This window comes from Streptomyces sp. LARHCF249, assembly GCF_052871255.1.
The window spans coordinates 1-17,123 of sequence record NZ_JBIXJQ010000024.1 but is presented as its reverse complement, the minus strand read 5'-3'; the positions used below and the strand labels follow the sequence as shown (position 1 = coordinate 17,123).

14 protein-coding genes are annotated in these 17,123 nt (G+C 72.6%); 7 read left to right on the top strand and 7 right to left on the bottom strand.

What is annotated here, in order from left to right; translation table 11 throughout:
• Positions 1 to 30: 30 nt before the first annotated feature.
• On the bottom strand, positions 31 to 474 hold the full coding sequence (locus ACIPUC_RS36675) for a hypothetical protein (protein WP_446594749.1): 444 nt from the start codon (positions 472 to 474) through the stop codon (positions 31 to 33).
• A 426-nt stretch (positions 475 to 900) separates the two neighbouring features.
• Between ACIPUC_RS36675 and ACIPUC_RS36670 the strand changes: the two genes are divergently transcribed.
• The 4 genes from ACIPUC_RS36670 to ACIPUC_RS36655 are packed head-to-tail and all read left to right on the top strand — an operon-like array spanning position 901 to position 5,140.
• Positions 901 to 3,648, top strand: a complete 2,748-nt coding sequence (locus tag ACIPUC_RS36670) for a nitrate- and nitrite sensing domain-containing protein (RefSeq protein ID WP_446594747.1) — start codon at positions 901 to 903, stop codon at positions 3,646 to 3,648.
• Positions 3,645 to 4,082, top strand: coding sequence for a roadblock/LC7 domain-containing protein (locus ACIPUC_RS36665; RefSeq protein WP_446594746.1), 438 nt, complete (start codon positions 3,645 to 3,647; stop codon positions 4,080 to 4,082). Before ACIPUC_RS36670 ends, ACIPUC_RS36665 begins: the two co-directional genes overlap by 4 nt.
• A 10-nt stretch (positions 4,083 to 4,092) precedes the next feature.
• On the top strand, positions 4,093 to 4,533 hold the full coding sequence (locus ACIPUC_RS36660) for a DUF742 domain-containing protein (protein ID WP_446594744.1): 441 nt from the start codon (positions 4,093 to 4,095) through the stop codon (positions 4,531 to 4,533).
• Positions 4,514 to 5,140 carry a GTP-binding protein gene (locus ACIPUC_RS36655; protein ID WP_446594743.1) on the top strand — a complete coding sequence of 209 codons (627 nt, stop codon included), beginning with the start codon at positions 4,514 to 4,516 and terminating at the stop codon, positions 5,138 to 5,140. Before ACIPUC_RS36660 ends, ACIPUC_RS36655 begins: the two co-directional genes overlap by 20 nt.
• A gap of 156 nt (positions 5,141 to 5,296) precedes the next feature.
• Here ACIPUC_RS36655 and ACIPUC_RS36650 read toward each other — a convergent pair whose 3' ends face one another.
• Genes ACIPUC_RS36650 through ACIPUC_RS36640 form a run of 3 tightly spaced genes read right to left on the bottom strand, consistent with a single transcriptional unit; the run spans position 5,297 to position 7,757 of the window.
• Positions 5,297 to 6,487: a lipid-transfer protein gene (locus ACIPUC_RS36650; protein ID WP_446594742.1), complete on the bottom strand. Its 1,191-nt coding sequence runs from the start codon at positions 6,485 to 6,487 to the stop codon at positions 5,297 to 5,299.
• Entirely contained in the window at positions 6,484 to 6,960 is a 477-nt protein-coding gene (locus ACIPUC_RS36645; protein WP_446594740.1) for a Zn-ribbon domain-containing OB-fold protein, read from the bottom strand. Before ACIPUC_RS36645 ends, ACIPUC_RS36650 begins: the two co-directional genes overlap by 4 nt.
• Before the next feature lie 50 nt (positions 6,961 to 7,010).
• Complete coding sequence (locus ACIPUC_RS36640) at positions 7,011 to 7,757, bottom strand: M15 family metallopeptidase (RefSeq protein ID WP_446594739.1); 747 nt, start codon at positions 7,755 to 7,757, stop codon at positions 7,011 to 7,013.
• A 23-nt stretch (positions 7,758 to 7,780) separates the two neighbouring features.
• Between ACIPUC_RS36640 and ACIPUC_RS36635 the strand changes: the two genes are divergently transcribed.
• Positions 7,781 to 8,290, top strand: a complete 510-nt coding sequence (locus tag ACIPUC_RS36635) for an NUDIX domain-containing protein (RefSeq protein ID WP_446594738.1) — start codon at positions 7,781 to 7,783, stop codon at positions 8,288 to 8,290.
• Between the two features lie 141 nt (positions 8,291 to 8,431).
• Here the strand turns inward: ACIPUC_RS36635 and ACIPUC_RS36630 are convergent, their stop codons facing one another.
• The gene (locus ACIPUC_RS36630; RefSeq protein ID WP_446594737.1) at positions 8,432 to 10,807 is read right to left on the bottom strand and encodes a glycoside hydrolase family 31 protein; all 2,376 of its coding nucleotides are present in this window, start codon (positions 10,805 to 10,807) and stop codon (positions 8,432 to 8,434) included.
• Positions 10,808 to 11,098: 291 nt separating this feature from the next.
• Between ACIPUC_RS36630 and ACIPUC_RS36625 the strand changes: the two genes are divergently transcribed.
• Positions 11,099 to 13,075, top strand: a complete 1,977-nt coding sequence (locus ACIPUC_RS36625; protein WP_446594735.1) for an acetoacetate--CoA ligase — start codon at positions 11,099 to 11,101, stop codon at positions 13,073 to 13,075.
• 63 nt (positions 13,076 to 13,138) lie between these two features.
• A complete protein-coding gene (locus tag ACIPUC_RS36620) occupies positions 13,139 to 14,092 on the top strand; it encodes a hypothetical protein (RefSeq protein ID WP_446594734.1) in 954 nt (317 codons plus the stop codon).
• Between the two features lie 83 nt (positions 14,093 to 14,175).
• Here the strand turns inward: ACIPUC_RS36620 and ptsP are convergent, their stop codons facing one another.
• Together ptsP and ACIPUC_RS36610 are read right to left on the bottom strand one after the other, a co-directional pair.
• On the bottom strand, positions 14,176 to 15,846 hold the full coding sequence (gene ptsP / locus ACIPUC_RS36615; RefSeq protein ID WP_446594732.1) for a phosphoenolpyruvate--protein phosphotransferase: 1,671 nt from the start codon (positions 15,844 to 15,846) through the stop codon (positions 14,176 to 14,178).
• A 75-nt stretch (positions 15,847 to 15,921) separates the two neighbouring features.
• A complete protein-coding gene (locus ACIPUC_RS36610) occupies positions 15,922 to 16,371 on the bottom strand; it encodes a PTS sugar transporter subunit IIA (RefSeq protein WP_446594730.1) in 450 nt (149 codons plus the stop codon).
• Positions 16,372 to 17,123: the final 752 nt, after the last annotated feature.

Below are 17,123 nucleotides of genomic sequence, written 5' to 3'. Positions count from 1 at the left end.
CTCGGACGACCTCGCGGCGACCGCGGCGCCTCAGCGCCGGCCGAAGGCCGCGAGGGGCCCGTCCTCGCGGGGTATTCGGGCCGGGCCCGCCTTCCGCTCCGCACGGGCGGCCTTGGCGGCCCGGCGCTCCTCGCGGCGGCGGCGCCGCGCCGTGCTGCTCGGCTCCGACACGACCCCGTACCGCTGGTTCCACATCTGCCGGGTGATCCACACGTCCAGCACGCCCCACGTGGCCACGATGGTCCCCGCGACCGCTCCCAGCACCATCGGGAAGGCCAGCCAGGACCCGGTGAGCGTGAGGAAGAAGCCGACGGTCGCCTGGATGAGGGTCAGGGACACGATCAGCACCGCCCGCACCGCGGACGCCCGCACCGGATCGGGCATCCGCCGCCGCCGGGCCGGTTCCTCCACCCACAGGCCGCGCCGGTTCCCGCCCACGGCGTCCTCGGCCCCGCCGTCCTGATACCTGTTCATGGTCCGCTCACTCCCCACCGCGCCGCGGTCCGCACTTTCCACCCCCACACGTCTACCCCGACGTGTGCCCCTGAACAGAAGACGTACGGCGCCGCACAGAGATTCCCGCATCGGGATTCCCGGCGCGCGGAGTCGTCCGCTCGTCCGGTGATCGCGGAACGAATAATTCCAGCCATCCATCGCGTTGCGGGAACTGACGCCCCACCAAGTGTCATGTGCCACATATCGGGCCGCACTTGACCGGAATTATCGGACAACTCATGATCTTCGTCCAGAGGTCCGGCCGAAAACGTCCGGACACGCCTTCGAACCCGCTCCGTGGCAGTAGTAGGCTCACGCCGGTTTAAACGACGGAACGCCGACGGAACACCGACGGAACACCGACCCCCCGACATCGGGGATGAGCTGGGGGAGGCTGGGGAGGCCATGCGCTTTCGCGGGAAGTCCATCCGCCGGAAGATCGTCGCGTTGCTCCTTGTGCCGCTCGTCTCGCTGACCGCACTCTGGTCCTTCGCCACGGTCATCACGGGTCGTCAGGCGGTCCAACTCCTCGACGTCGCCTACGTCATCGACAAGGTCGGCTACCCCATCGAGGACGTCGTCCGCGTCATCCAGAAGGAACGCCGCCAGACCCTCGTCGTCGTCGGCGACCCCACCGCCTCCGCGGCCACCACCGAACTCGCCAAGCGCCGCGCGGCCACCGACGAAGCCGTCGAGCAGATCAGCGCCAACGCCCGCGACCCCGAGGTCATCGAGCAGCTGAGCGACGACAACGCCCAGCGCCTGCGCTCGATCCTCGCCGCCTTCCACGGCATCAGCGCCCTGCGCCGCTCGGTCGACCAGAACACCCTCGACCCCAGCCAGGCACTGGACCTCTACAGCCGACTCGTCGACCCCTGCTACGAGTTCCTCATGAATCTCCACGCCCTCGAGAACGTGGAGATGGACAAGCAGGGCCGCGCCCTCGTCGGCATCACCCGGGCCCGCGAGACCCTCTCCCGCGAAGACGCCGTCATCGCCTCCGCCCTCGCCGCCCGCAACGTCAGCGGGGTCGACCTCCGGCACGTCTCCGACTTCGCCGCCAACCGCGAGCTGCTGTACGAGTTCAACCTCGCGATCCTCCCCGACGCCGACCGCCAGCGGTTCGAGCAGTACTGGGGCGGCCCCGACACCAAGATGCTGCGCGACGCGGAGGAACGGTTCCTCAATGGCGGTGCGGGCAAGAACCCGCGCGTCACCGCCGCCCAGTGGGACGAGGCCGCCGGCAAGGTCCTCGACGAGCTCGCCGCCATGGGAACCGACGCCGGCGACCGCTACCAGAAGCGCGTCGAGCCCGTCGCCATGGACGTGCTGATCCAGGCCGCCGTGGCCGGCGTCCTCGGCTTCATCGCCCTCGTCGTCTCGCTGATCCTCTCCGTGCGCATCGGCCGCGACCTGATCCGCGACCTCTCCCGGCTCCGCAAGGAGGCCCACGAGGTCTCCGGCGTGCGCCTGCCGAGCGTGATGCGCCGCCTCGCCGCGGGCGAGCACGTGGACGTGGAGACCGAGGCACCCCGCCTGGAGTACGAGAAGGACGAGGTCGGCCAGGTCGGCCTGGCCCTCAACACCCTCCAGCGCGCCGCCGTCGAGGCCGCCGTGAAGCAGGCGGAACTGCGCCGCGGCGTCTCCGAGGTCTTCGTCAACCTGGCCCGCCGCAACCAGGTGCTCCTGCACCGCCAGTTGACCCTCCTCGACACCATGGAGCGCCGGACCGAGGACACCGAGGAGCTTGCCGACCTCTTCCGGCTCGACCACATGACCACCCGCATGCGCCGCCACGCCGAGGGCCTGGTGATCCTCTCCGGCGCCGCCCCCTCCCGCCAGTGGCGCAAGCCCGTCCAGCTGATGGACGTCGTACGGGCCGCCGTCGCCGAGGTCGAGGACTACGAGCGCATCGAGGTACGGCGGCTGCCGCGCCTGGGCATCGCCGGCCCCGCCGTCGCCGACATCACCCACCTCGTGGCCGAACTCCTCGAGAACGCCACCGTGTTCTCGCCGCCGCACACCGCGGTCCAGGTGCTCGGCCAGCGCGTCGCCAACGGCTTCACCCTGGAGATCCACGACCGCGGGCTCGGCATGAACCCGGAGGCGCTGCTCGACGCGAACCTCCGCCTCGCCGAGACCCCCGAGTTCGAACTCTCCGACACCGACCGCCTCGGCCTGTTCGTCGTCAGCCGCCTCGCCCAGCGCCACAGCGTCAAGGTGGTCCTCCAGCCCAGCCCGTACGGCGGCACCACCGCCGTGGTCTTCATCCCGGTGGCCCTGCTGACCGAGGCCCCCGAGACCAACGGCACGGGCATCCGGCTGGACGACGGACCCGCGGTCAAGCCGGCCGGGCGGACCGGGGCGATCCCCTCCGCGCGGTCCGCCCCCGCCGCCGTCGAGCGGGCGGTCCCCGCCGGCTCCGGCCGCTCGCTGCCGGTCGGCGAACTGCGCGGCCCGGTCGAGCTGGAGGCCCCGATCGACGTCCTCGGCCTGGACGCGGTGGACGGGCTCGACGCGGCCCCGGCCGTTCTGGACGGCACCGGCACCGGCGCCCGTCCCGTCATGGCCACGCTGGACGACGAGACCCCGCCCAACGGGACCCCCCGCAGCGCCCTGCTGGGCCTGCGCCCGGCGGACCAGCCGCACACCGAGCGCCACCGGGACCGGAACCGTCCCACCGGCCCGGTCCGGCTCGACGCCCAGCGGGTGGAGACCCCCCGCCCCGACGGCCCGCGCTCCTCGGGAGCCGTACCGCTGCCGCGCCGCCGTCCCGCGCCGACCCTGGTCGCCGAGCACGGCCGCCGCGTGGACCCCCGCCCGGTGTCCGCGGTCCCGCGGCCCGCGCCCGCGCCCGCGCCTGCCCCCGCCCCCGCTGCCGGGGACGCGCCGGCCGGCACCGGCCTGCCGCGCCGGGTCCGCCAGGCCAGCCTGGCGCCGCAGCTCAAGAACGCCCCGGCCGCGGTCCCCGACAACACTGCCACCGCCCCTTTCCGGGACCGTGACGCGGAGGACGTACGCACGCGCATGTCCGCACTCCAGCGCGGCTGGACGGCGGGCCGCAACCAGCACGCACAGCAGAAGTCCGAGACCGGGGCAGGCACCCCCGCCGCCACCGGTCCCGCGAACGAGAACGAAGGGGACGGTCGATGACCGCACCGCAGACCGGCAACGACACCAGGGGCCGCGGCTCCGGCCCGCTCAACTGGCTCCTGGACGAGCTCGTCGACAAGGTCGGCTCCATCCGCAAGGCGGTGGTCCTCTCGGGCGACGGCCTGCCCACGGGCAGCTCCAAGGACCTCACCCGAGAGGACAGCGAGCACCTGGCGGCGGTCGCCTCCGGCTTCCACAGCCTGGCCAAGGGAGTCGGCCGGCACTTCGACTCCGGCCAGGTCCGCCAGACCGTCGTCGAGCTCGACGAGGCCTTCCTCTTCGTGATGGCCGCCGGCGACGGCAGCTGCCTGGCCGTGCTCGCCGACTCCGACTCCGACGTCGGCCAGGTCGCGTACGAGATGACCCTGATGGTCAAGCGGGTGGGCGACCACCTGGCCACCGCCCCGCGCACCGGGCTGCCAGCCGGAGGGTGAGTCGTACGGCATGAGCGATCCAGGCCAGGACCACCCCGCCCCCACCCCGGCCGGTGACCACGCACCGACGCCCGACCACGCGCACTGGTTCGACGACGACGCGGGTCCGGTCGTGCGCCCGTACGCCATGACCCGCGGCCGGACCAGCCACGCGGGCCAGCACCGGCTGGACCTGATCGCGCTCGTCGTCGCCGAACCGGCCGCCGACGACCCGGTCTGGGACATGACCCTGTCGCCGGAACACGCCCACATCCTCGGGATGTGCCGGGACCGGCCGCAGTCGGTCGCCGAACTCGCCGCGGACCTCGACCTCGCGGTCGGCGTCGTCCGCGTCCTGATCGGGGACCTGACCGACGACCAACTGGTCCACGTGACCCGGCCGGTACCCCCGGCCGAACTGCCCGATGAATCCATTCTGCGTGAGGTGATCGATGGCCTTCGGGCGCTCTAGCCGCACCGGTGCCATGCATGCCGTGACACCGGTCGAGCCGCTGACCCTGAAGATCCTGGTCGCGGGCGGCTTCGGGGTGGGCAAGACCACCCTGGTCAGTGCGGTAAGCGAGATCAAACCCCTGCGGACCGAGGAGCTGCTCTCGCAGCCGGGCGTCGGCATCGACGACACCGGGGGAGTGGAGGGCAAGAACACCACGACCGTGGCCATGGACTTCGGGCGCATCACGCTGCGCGAGGACCTGGTCCTGTACCTGTTCGGCACTCCCGGGCAGGACCGGTTCTGGTTCCTGTGGGACGAGCTGGCCCAGGGCTCGCTCGGCGCGGTGGTCCTCGCGGACACCCGCCGCCTCGCCGACTGCTTCGCCGCCGTCGACTACTTCGAACGCCGCGGGATCCCGTTCGTCGTCGCGGTCAACTGCTTCGACGGCGCGGACCGGCACCCCGTGGTGACCGTACGGGAAGCACTCGACCTCGATCCCGGGGTGCCGGTGCTGCTGTGCGACGCGCGGGACCGGGAGTCCGTCAAGGACGTACTCGTCGGCGTCGTCGAGCACGCGATGTCGGTGGCCCGGGAGCGGCGCCGGAGCCTGACCGCGGGAACCTGACACGGAGGCGGCCCGTACCCCCGCCGACTGGGGTACGGGCCGCAGCTCTCATGGGGGGATCGGGGGTCCCGGGCGCCGCACGGGACTGTGGAGCGAGTGTGAACCCGCCACCCGGGGCCGTCAAGCGTTCCGACAACACCCGCCGGTCCCGCCCGCTCAGCGCACCGCGACCACGGCCGATCCGTGGCCGAACAGCCCCTGGTTCGCGGTGATCCCGGACCGTGCCCCCGGCACCTGCCGCTCGCCGGCCGTACCGCGCAGCTGCCAGGTCAGCTCGCACACCTGGGCGATGGCCTGCGCCGGCACCGCCTCCCCGAACGAGGCCAGCCCCCCACTGGCGTTGACGGGTATCCGCCCGCCGAGAGCCGTCGCCCCCTCCCGTACGAGCTTCGCGCCCTCGCCCTCCGCGCAGAGGCCGATGTCCTCGTACCACTCCAGCTCCAGGGCGGTGGACAGGTCGTACACCTCGGCGAGCGAGAGGTCGTCCGGACCGAGCCCGGCCTCCTCGTACGCGGCGCGCGCGATCGAGGCGCGGAAGGAGCCGTCCGCGGGCCGGACGGCCACCGCCGAATCGGTGGCGATGTCCGGGAGGTCCAGCACCGTACGGGGATAGGTGGGGGTCACCGTCGAGACGGCCCTGATCCGCACCGGGTCGGCGATCCCGCGCGAGCGGGCGAAGTCCATGCTGGTGAGCACCAGCGCCGCGCCCCCGTCGGAGGTGGCGCAGATGTCGAGCAGCCGGAGCGGATCGGCGACCACCGCCGAGGCCGCCACCTCCTCGGCGGAGACGGCCTTGCGGTAGCGGGCGTTCGGGTTGAGCGTCCCGGCCGCCGCGTTCTTCACCTTGACCTGGGCGAAGTCCTCAGGCGTGTCCCCGTACACGGCCATCCGGCGGCGTGCGTACAGGGCGAAGTACGCCGGGTTGGTGGCGCCCAGCACACGGAAGCGCAGCCAGTCGGGATCGTCGGGCCGGTCGCCGCCCGCCGGGGCGAAGAACCCCTTGGGCGCCGCGTCCGCGCCCACCACGAGCACCACGTCGGCCAGGCCGGCCAGGATCTGGGCCCGGGCCGTCCCGATCGCCTGGGCGCCGGACGCGCAGGCCGCGTACACGCTGGTCACCCGGGCCCCCTGCCAGCCGAGGGCCTGGGCGAAGGTCGCACCGGCCACGTAGCCCGGGTATCCGGAGCGCACGGTGTCGGCGCCGACGATCGACCCCACGTCCGTCCAGTCCAGCCCGGCGTCCGCCAGCGCGGCCCGGGCGGCGGCCCGCCCGTACTCGACGAAGCCGCGGCCCCACTTGCCCCAGGGGTGCATCCCGGCCCCGAGGACGGCGATGTCGGCGCTCACGCGTCCCCTCCCACCGGCTTGAACTGCCAGGTGGTCCAGGCGGTCCCGGCGGCTTCGTCCTCGTTCAGCACGCCGCCCACCACCTCGACCTCCATCCCGACCGCCAGGTCGGCGACGCCCACTCCGGGCACCGCCTGCCCCAGCACCACCATCCCCTCGGCCTCGAGCTCCACCGCGAGCAGGGTGTACGGCTCCCAGGGCTCGGCCGGGTCGGACACGTACGGCGCCGGCGGCCGGTAGCGCCCGTCGGTGTAGGACCAGACCCGCCCGCGCGGGGACAGCGGCACCTCGGCCATCTCCCCGCCGCCCGGGCAGCGCGGATTGCGGCAGTACGCGTCCTCACGCGGGAAGAACACCGCGGTGCAGGCCGAACACCGGGTGCCGAGCAGCCGGAATCCGGCGCCGTCCGGCGCGGATTCGGTGAACCACCCGCTCACGACGGGTGTACGTGTGAGTGCCAAGACCCCTCCCATGCAGAAACCTGACGCATCGTCAGGAGTGTGTCACGGGTGGACGTGCCGGGTCACCGGTTCCCGGCGAGCCACTTCGCGGCGATCTCGCCCGGCTCCGCGTCCCGGCCCGGCCGGACGGACGCGACAGCCACGGGGAAGTCGAAATGGGAGTCGGGAAAGGCCTCGGGCCGGTACGTGAAGTGCCACCACTCCTCGGGAAGGTTCACGAAACCCTGCTCGCCCAGAATCCGCTTCAGCAACTGCCGGTTGGCGCGGGCGGCGCCCGTCACCCGCGGATCGTCGGTGTGCGAGAGCGGATCGAAGAAGTCGAACGGGGTCCCCATGTCGACGTCCCCGCCTTCCGTGCCGGTGATCCGCACCAGCGTCACATCGACGGTGCTCCCACGGCTGTGCCCGGACTTCTCGGCGATGTAGCCGTCCGGGATCAGCCGGCTCTTGTCCACCGCCGGATAGAACTCCGCCTTCGTCGCCTGGTCGTCCAGGTCCCCGGCCCAGCGGACGAAGCGGTCCACCGCACGCTGGGGCCGGTAGCAGTCGTACACCTTCAGCGAGTACCCGCGCCGCAACAGCCCGCGCTGCGCCCTGCGCAACGCCTCGGCGGCGGGCCGGGCGAGCAGGCACACCGGCTCCTCGTAGCCGTCCACCACCCGGCCGGTGAAGTTCCGGTCGCCCGCGTACCGCATGTCCTGGCGCACACTCGGATCCACCTCGCGCAGCGCCACGAACCCGGCGGGCGCGCCCCCGCCGGCCAGCAGCGCAAGCGCACCCGCAACACCCGCAACACCCGTGATCCGCATACCGCTTGGCATACCATCGCGGCATGTCGGCGCACCTGACGAACTCGCACTGTTCCACCTGCGGAGTGCCCTACTCCACCCAGACGTGGCCCCGCGCCTGTGCCGCCTGCGGGGCAGTGGCCTACCGCAACCCGCTCCCGGTGGCCATCGCCCTGCTCCCGGTCGAGGACGCGGACGGCGCCGGCCTCGTGGTCATCACCCGCACCATCGAACCCGCCCTCGGCGGCATCGCCCTGCCCGGCGGCTTCATCGACTTCGGCGAGGACTGGCACGACGCCGTCGTCCGCGAACTCCGCGAGGAGACCGGCATCACCGCCCCCGCCTCGGAGGTCACCCTGGCCGACGCCCTGAGCTCCCCGGCCGGCCACCTGCTCCTCTTCGGGCTCCTCCCCCTCCGCCCGGCCGCCTCCCTCCCCGCCTCGACCCCGACGGACGAAACCACGGGCTGGCACATCCTCCGCACCCCGACGGAACTGGCCTTCCCCCTCCACACCCAGGCGGCCGGCGCCTGGTTCGCGGGCCGCTACGCCTGAGCCGAGGGAGCACGGTTCGGATCCCGACCGGCGCATTCAGCCCGCCGGCGTTCGAGGCGCGGGGTCCGGGAGGGAGCCCCGATCCCGAAGCCGCACCCGCCCGCTCGGCCCAGCCGCCCCCAGTGCTGTGACCGGAAGGCACTAGACCCCCCGCACGACCACACCCGCCACCGTGGCCCCGGCCTCGTCCTCCACCACCACCTCGTCCCCGGCCCACCGCGAGGTGTACCGCTCGACCTTCCCCGCCTCGAAGCCCGGCCCCGGGTCCCGGATCACCACCCCGCCGCCCGTGCGGCCGCGGGCCGGGGCCCAGGCCTCCAGCTCCACCCCGCCGCCCGAGGCGGACCGCACCGGCAGCACCGCGCCTGCCCTGGCCAGCACCGGGATCCGCCCCCGCGGGGCGTCCAGCAGGATCTGTCCGGGACCCTCGTACGCCGCCCCCGTCGCGGTGTCGTACCACCGCCCCCGCGGCAGCCGCACCGCCCGCCGGTCCGCCCCGCACTCCAGCACCGGGGCGACCAGCAGCGCGTCACCCAGCAGGAACGCGTCCTCGCAGTCCCGCAGCCGCCGCTCCTCCGGCGAACCCCACCACAGCGGCCGCACGTACGGGGCCCCGGTCCGCCGCGCCAGGTGCGCCAGCGTCACGAAGTACGGCCGCAGCCGCTCCCGCTCCGCCATCACCTCGCGCGCGTGCTCCTCCACCTCGGCCCCGAACTCCCACGGCTCCCGCCGCCCCGCCCAGATCGCCGAGTGCGTCCGGAACAGCGGGAGGTACGCCCCCAACTGCAGCCACCGCAGGTACAGCTCGGGGGAGGGCGACCCTCCGAAGCCGCCGACGTCCGGCCCCGAGTACGGCACCCCGCACAGTCCGAGCCCCAGCACCAGCGCCAGCGAGGCCCGCAGCCCGTCCCAGCTGGTCTCCACGTCCCCCGACCACGTGCCGCCGTACCGCTGCATCCCCGCCCACCCCGACCGGGAGAACAGGAACGGCCGCTCGGCGGGCCGCAGCCGCACCAGCCCCTCCCAAGCGGCCCGCGCCATCCCGAGCGCGTACACGTTGTGCCCGGCCCGATGGTCCCCGCCCGCACCGTCCATCGAGTGCCGCGCGGAGCGGGGCAGCGTCATGTCCCCGAACGGCGTGAAGGCCACCGGCTCGTTCATGTCGTGCCAGAACCCCGCGAAGCCCTGCGCGAGCCGCTCCTCGTACAGCCCGCCCCACCACTCCCGCACCGCCGGATCCGTGAAGTCCGGGTACGCGCACTCGCCCGGCCACACCTCGCCGCGCACCTCCGCGCCCTCCGCGTCCCGTACGAAGGCCCCCTGCGGCCCCACCGCCCGCCCCGCCGCGTGCAGCGGGTCGCCCGCCTTCACCGCCGGATCGACGATCGAGACCAGCCGCACCCCCCGCTCACCCAACTCCCGGGCCAGCCCAGGCAGATCCGGAAACCGCCCGCGGTCCACGGTGAACACCCGGTGCCCGGCGTAGTGGTCGATGTCCAAGTGCACGGCCGAGAGCGGGAACCCGCGCTCCGCATAGCCCCCGACCACCCGGCGCACCTCCTCCGTGCTCCCGAACCCCCACCGCGCGTGCTGGTACCCCAGAGCCCACTCCGGCGGTACCGCCGCCGCGCCCGTCAGCCCCGACCAGCCCTGCAACACCCGCGCCGGCGTCCCCACCACCACCCAGCACCTCAGCGGCCCGCCCTCCATGCGCAGCTCGCTCACCCCCGGGCGGTCCACCCCCGAGCCCGCCCCCTCCTCGCCCTCCCGCAGCACCACCCGGCCGTCCCAGGAGTTGTCGTGGAACACCAGGTGCGTCCCCGCGTCCGCCACCACCATCTGCACCGGCATGGTCAGGTACAGCGGGTCGTCACCCGGCCCGAACCCGCCCTTCGGGTCCGTGTTCCACAGCCGGTACACCCCGTCCCGCAGCCTCGGCCCCGCCGCGCGCCCGCCCAGCCCGAAGAACCGCGCGTCCGCCGCCACCTCGCTCCGCTGGAACCACCGGGCCCCACCGCCCGACCCGGTGTCCTGAGCCTCCCCCGGGTCTGCGGACACCGGCTCCCACCAGCGCGGCGGCAGCTCCCGCCGCAGCACCGTCCCGCCCGGGGTGCGCACCTCCACCGCCCCGTGCCGGGACACCGCCACCGTCACCCGCTCCGACACCACCCGCCAGCCGCCCCCGGTGTCCGGCTCCAGCACGGCCCGCGGATCCGGCTCCGGCCCCTCGCCCACCACCGCGTACGACGGCGTCGGCCCGGCCCCGTCCCACCCCCAGAACACCGCCCCGCCCACGGTGACCCGTACCAGCAGCTCCGAACGGGCGAAGCGCAGCACGCCCCCGCCCGGCCGCGGCTCCGTACCGGTCAGCAGCCCCGGCACCCGCGCCCGCTCCGCGCCCCGGCGCGGGAGCCCCACCGCGTCCGCCCGCCGGTGGCGCCATGCCGAGAGCCAGGCGCGCCGTCCGCGCTCCGAACCGATGTCCTTCACCGCACGCACCAGATCACGACCGTTCATGGAGATCACCTTGCCACCGGCCCCCGGGCGAGGGTGCTGCGTTCAACTGCCGTTCACCCGCGGGCGACCGCCTTCGCGCCGCCCCTGTCCCGGTCCCGCGCCGTTCCCGCGCGACCGCCGGCAACTGGTGACCGGCCACATGCCGCCGACCCCGTGAGCGGTGATGACGACTCTGGTGCGGATGTCGATCACATGGCATGGTCCCTGTGAGCCGCCGCGCACCCACCCCCCCGCGCGATGGCACCGTACGCACACGAAGCGCGAGCCGCAGACTTGACCGGGAGCCGACCCATGACCTCAGCCACGCAGCCGGAACCCCTCTGGGCCCCCGGCCCCGACCGGATCGCCGCGGCCCGGATCACCGCCTTCCAGGCCTGGGCCGCCGAGCGGTTCGGAGCCCCGGCCGACGGCGGCTACCCCGCCCTGCACAGCTGGTCCGTCGATGAGCTCGACACCTTCTGGCAGGCCGTCGCCGAGTGGTTCGACGTCCGCTTCACCACCCCGTACGCGTCCGTCCTCGCCGACCGCTCCATGCCCGGGGCGAGCTGGTTCACCGGAGCCACCCTCAACTACGCCGAGCACGCCCTGCGCGCCGCCGAGGACCCGGCCCGCGCCGACGACCCCGCCCTGCTGTACGTGGACGAGACCCACGAGCCCACCCCCGTCACCTGGGCCGGGCTCCGCCGCCAGGTCGGCTCCCTCGCCGCCGAGCTGCGCGCCCTCGGCGTCCGCCCCGGCGACCGGATCAGCGGCTACCTCCCCAACGTCCCCGAAGCCGTCGTCGCCCTGCTCGCGACCGCCGCCGTCGGCGGCGTCTGGACCTCGTGCGCGCCCGACTTCGGCGCCCGCAGCGTCCTCGACCGCTTCCAGCAGGTCGAGCCGGTCGTCCTGTTCACCGTGGACGGCTACCGCTACGGCGGCAAGCAGCACGACCGCCGCGACACCGTCGCCGAGCTGCGCGCCGAGCTCCCCTCCCTGCGCGCCGTCGTCCACATCCCGCTGCTCGGTACGCCGGCCCCCGAGGGCGCCCTCGCCTGGTCGGACCTGACCTCCGCCGACACGGAGCCCGTCTTCGAGGCGGTCCCCTTCGACCACCCCCTCTGGGTCCTGTACTCCTCCGGCACCACCGGCCTGCCCAAGGCCATCGTCCAGTCCCAGGGCGGCATCCTCCTCGAGCACCTGAAGCAGCTCGGCCTGCACTGCGACCTCGGCCCGGAGGACCGGTTCTTCTGGTACACCTCCACCGGCTGGATGATGTGGAACTTCCTCGTCTCCGGCCTGCTCACCGGCACCACCGTCGTCCTGTACGACGGCAGCCCCGGCTACCCGGACACGGGCGCCCAGTGGCGGATCGCCGAGCGAACCGGGGCCACCCTCTACGGCACCTCCGCCGCGTACGTCATGGCCTGCCGCAAGGCCGAGGTCCACCCCTCCCGCGACTTCGACCTCTCCACCGTGAAGTGCGTCGCTACCACCGGCTCCCCGCTTCCGCCCGACGGCTTCCGCTGGCTCCACGACGAGGTGGCCGAGGACCTCTGGATCGCCTCCGTCAGCGGCGGCACCGACGTGTGCAGCTGCTTCGCGGGCGCCGTCCCCACCCTCCCCGTGCACATCGGCGAGCTCCAGGCCGCCTGCCTCGGTACGGACCTCCAGGCGTGGGACCCGTCCGGCAAGGCCGTCATCGGCGAGGTCGGCGAGCTCGTCGTCACCAACCCCATGCCGTCCATGCCGGTCCGCTTCTGGAACGACCCCGACGGCAGCCGCTACCGCGAGAGCTACTTCGAGATGTTCCCCGGCGTCTGGCGCCACGGGGACTGGATCACGATCACCGACCACGGCTCGGTGGTCATCCACGGCCGCTCCGACTCCACCCTGAACCGCCAGGGCGTCCGGATGGGGTCCGCGGACATCTACGAGGCCGTCGAGCGCCTCCCCGAGATCAAGGAATCCCTGGTCATCGGCCTGGAGGAGCCGAACGGCGGCTACTGGATGCCGCTCTTCGTCCACCTCGCCCCCGGCGCCACCCTCGACGATGACCTCCGCGCCCGGATCAAGGCGACGATCCGCGAGGAACTCTCCCCGCGCCATGTGCCCGACGAGATCATCGAGGTCCCGGGCATCCCGCACACCCTCACCGGCAAGCGCATCGAGGTCCCGGTCAAGCGCCTCCTCCAAGGTGCACCCCTGGCCAAGGCGGTCAACCCGGGCTCCGTCGACAACCTCGACCTCCTCCACTTCTACGAGGAGCTGGGCCGCACCCGCGGCTGAGGCCACTGTCAGTGGCGGTGATTACTCTGAGTGAGCACGTGATTGCACCACTCAGGGGGAGCCATGCCACCGAAGAACGACAGGAAGAACAACAACCGCACGACGGCCGGCACGACGGCCGGCACGACGACGACGCGGACCGCCGGCATCGACCGGCGCCGCAGGCTGCGCCGCGAGGTCCCCAGCACCGTCGGCCTCCTGGCCGACGCCGGGGACTTCGCGGCCATGCGCGACTACAGCAGCTTCGTCTTCGACGACCACCTGGACTACCTCCGCCACGTGGACGGCCTGCTCCGGTCCCTCGCGGCCCAGGGCATCCACACCACGGTCGCCCTCTTCGACCCCGAGGAGTACGCCGACTTCTGCGCGGAGAGCGGCCTCGACCCGGACACCGCGGAGACCCGCACCCGCTTCACCGCGGAACTGGCGGGCAGCGGCGCCGGCCTGCCCTACGGGGGCCAGCCCATCGACGAACTCGTCCCCCTCGTCGTGGACGAGGCCGTCCGCCAGGCCACCTGGGAGTACGCGACCATGCTCCTGGCCGACGCCGGCACCTGCGCCGACTGCGGCGAGGACATCGGCCACGCCTCCTTCGAGCGCGCCGCCGCCGCACTCCGACGGCTGATGGCGGGAGCCGGCCCCGGCCGGCACCACCTCGTCTGCAGCGTCCCGAGCCAGGCGGAGCAGCTCGTCGCCGTCCTCCACGCCGAGACCGGCACCGATCCCGAGGAGCCGCCCCGGATCGAGGGCCGCGAAGGCCTGGACTTCGTGACCGTCCTCGCCGCCGGACTCGCCCTGGGCGGATCCGGGGGACTGGTCCTGCGCAGCACCACCGAGGACGACCGGGACCGGGTCCACGGCTGGCGGCTGGACCGCGGCCGCCTCACCGTGCTCTCGGCCGCGGCCGTGTTCAACGCCTACTGCACGGACGTCGACACCGGGGAGCCGGTCGCCCCCGAACCGGGCGTCGAGTACTGCCCCGGCTACGAGGTGGACGGGCCGGGCCCGCACCACTGACCAGCCGATCACCGGAGCACCGGAACACGGCCGAGGGGCCCTCGCCGCCGGCGAAGGCCCCTCGGATCGCACACACGCACCGGCTACTCGCCGGACAGCACCGCCTGGGCGGCCACGCGGGCCTCCTCGGCGCTGTCGCACGCACGCGCCGCGGCAGCGGCACGCTCGCACTGGGCGAGGGTGTACTTGGCGAGCGTCGCCCGCACGTAGGGAATGGAGGCGGCACCCATCGAGAGGGAGGTGACACCCAGCCCCGTGAGCACACAGGCGAGCAGCGGATCGGAGGCGGCCTCGCCACAGACGCCGCAGCTCTTGCCCTCGGCCCTCGCGGCCTCCGCCGACATCGCGATCAGATCGAGCAGAGCCGGCTGCCACGGGTCCTGGAGCCGCGACACCGCACCGACCTGACGGTCGGCGGCGAAGGCGTACTGCGCCAGGTCATTGGTGCCCAGCGACAGGAACTCGACCTCCTGGAGGATCGAGCGAGCGCGCAGCGCGGCGGACGGGATCTCCACCATCGCGCCGAACTTCGCCTGGAGACCGGCCTCGCGGCACGCGTCCGCGAACGCCTTGGCGTCGGTCCGGTCCGCCACCATCGGGGCCATGACCTCGAGGTAGACGGGCAGCCCCGCGGCAGCCTTGGCCAGCGCGGTGAGCTGCGTCCGCAGCACGTCCGGGTGGTCCAGCAGGGAGCGCAGACCGCGGACGCCCAGCGCCGGGTTCGGCTCGTCGGCCGGGGTCAGGAAGTCCAGCGGCTTGTCGGCACCGGCATCGAGCACACGTACGACGACACGCCCTTCGGGGAAGGCCTCGAGCACCTTGCGGTAGGACTCGATCTGCTTCTCCTCGGACGGAGCCTTCTTGCTGTCGTCCAGGAACAGGAACTCGGTGCGGAACAGGCCCACACCCTCGGCCCCCGCCTCGACGGCAGCCGGCACGTCCGCCGGACCGCCGACGTTCGCCAGCAGCGGCACCTTGTGACCGTCGGAGGTCGCCCCCGGACCGGACGACGCGGCCAGCGCCGCCTTCCGCTCGGCGGCCGCGGCCTCCAGCTCGGCCCGCTTCCCCTCGCTCGGCTCGACGAAAAGGTCGCCGGTGCTGCCGTCGACGGCGATGACCGTACCCTCGGCGATCTCGCAGGCACCCGGCAGCGCCACGATCGCGGGCACGCCCAGCGCCCGCGCCAGGATCGCGCTGTGGCTGGTCGGGCCGCCTTCCTCGGTGACGAAGCCGAGGACGAGCGCCGGGTCGAGCAGAGCGGTATCGGCGGGAGCCAGGTCCCGCGCGATCAGTACGTACGGCTCGTCACTGTCCGGCACGCCCGGCATCGGCACGCCCAGCAGGCGCGCCACGATGCGGTTCCGTACGTCGTCCAGGTCGGCCACCCGGCCGGCCATGTACTCGCCGGCCCCCGCGAGCAGGTCGCGGTAGGCGGCGAACGCGTCGTAGATACCGCGTTCGGCGGTGCTGCCGACGGCGATCCGCCGGTCGACGTCCGCCATCAGCTCGGGGTCCGTGGCGATCATCGCCTGGGCCTCGAGCACGTGCTGAGCCTCGCCACCGGCCAGCTGGCCGCGCGCGATCAGGTCGGCCGATACAGCTTCCACGGCCTTGCGCGCGCGCCCCTGTTCGCGCTCCGCCTCGGCCGCGGTGATCTGCTTGGCCGGCGGCTCGAGAACCGCCGTACCCATGTGCCGGACCTCGCCGATCGCCACACCGTGGCTCACGCCGACGCCTCGCAGCGTTGTCTCCATTTCACCCGTCTCCGATTGAGCGGCGGGCCCAGCCGCCGCAGTGGATGTCCGACTCGCCCGTGAAGGCGGACAAGGTCACTTCCAGCTGAAGAGGACCTCTTCGGCCTTCACGTCCCCGGACTCGACGAGGTCGGAGAGGGACTCCGCAGAGGCCTCCAGCGCCACGACGGGGCAGATCGGCGATTTGCCGGCTTCCTCGACGGCCTGCGGGTTCCAGCGGATCACGGCCTGGCCGCGGCTCACGGTGTCGCCCTTGTTGACGAGCAGCTCGAAGCCCTCGCCGTTGAGCTGAACGGTGTCGATCCCCAGGTGCGTGAGCACACCGTGGCCTTCGCCGTCGACTACGACGTACGCGTGCGGGTGCAGGGAGACAATCACACCGTCAACGGGGGACACCGCCTCCGAGGGCTCGCGCACGGGATCAATAGCGGTGCCCGGTCCCACCATGGCGCCGGAGAACACCGGATCGGGCACTGCCGCGAGTCCGATGGCGCGCCCGGCAAGTGGGGACGTCACGCTGGTCATGGGGGCCTCCCAGGGGTGGAGCTTCTCAGTGTCGCCGTCACTACCTGTCGCGAACGGCGTACTCTTCAGAAGGATAAGTCACAAGATGTTCGGGTTCGCCCGATGTTGGTGCCGCTCCGGACTGGCCCTTCCGCACGGAGACTAGTGGACTAGACCGGTGGACTAGACCATACGCCTGAATCGATTTGCTTGGGCACCTCACGGCCTGTACTGTCGTGACTCCCGCCACGGCGCCTCGTGTGAACTTCTCGCGAACGCTGGATGGACGGGGCTCCTTCCCTCTCCAGTGCAGATCTTGAACTCGATTGCTTCCCGCATGCCTTCCGGCAAAACGGGTGAGTGGTCAGAGAGACGGAAAATCACTGCTAGGGTCGGAATCGCTGAAAAGGGAAAGCGCGAAAGCGCAGAACCTGGAAAGCACCGAGGAAATCGGGCCCGAAAGAGTCTGATAGAGTCGGAAACGCAAGATGAACGAAAGCCCGGAGGAAAGCCCGAGAGGGTGAGTACAAAGGAAGCGTCCGTTCCTTGAGAACTCAACAGCGTGCCAAAAATCAACGCCAAAAGTTGATACCCCGTCCACTTCGGTGGATGAGGTTCCTTTGAAAAAGACCTGTGAGGCTTCCTCGTGGAGTGCTTGCAGGCAATTACACAGCGAGGACGCAGTGGACGGTCGGTCTTATTCCGACATGATCGTCCCGCTCTGCGTGTGTGTGCACCCGATTACGGGTAAACATTCATGGAGAGTTTGATCC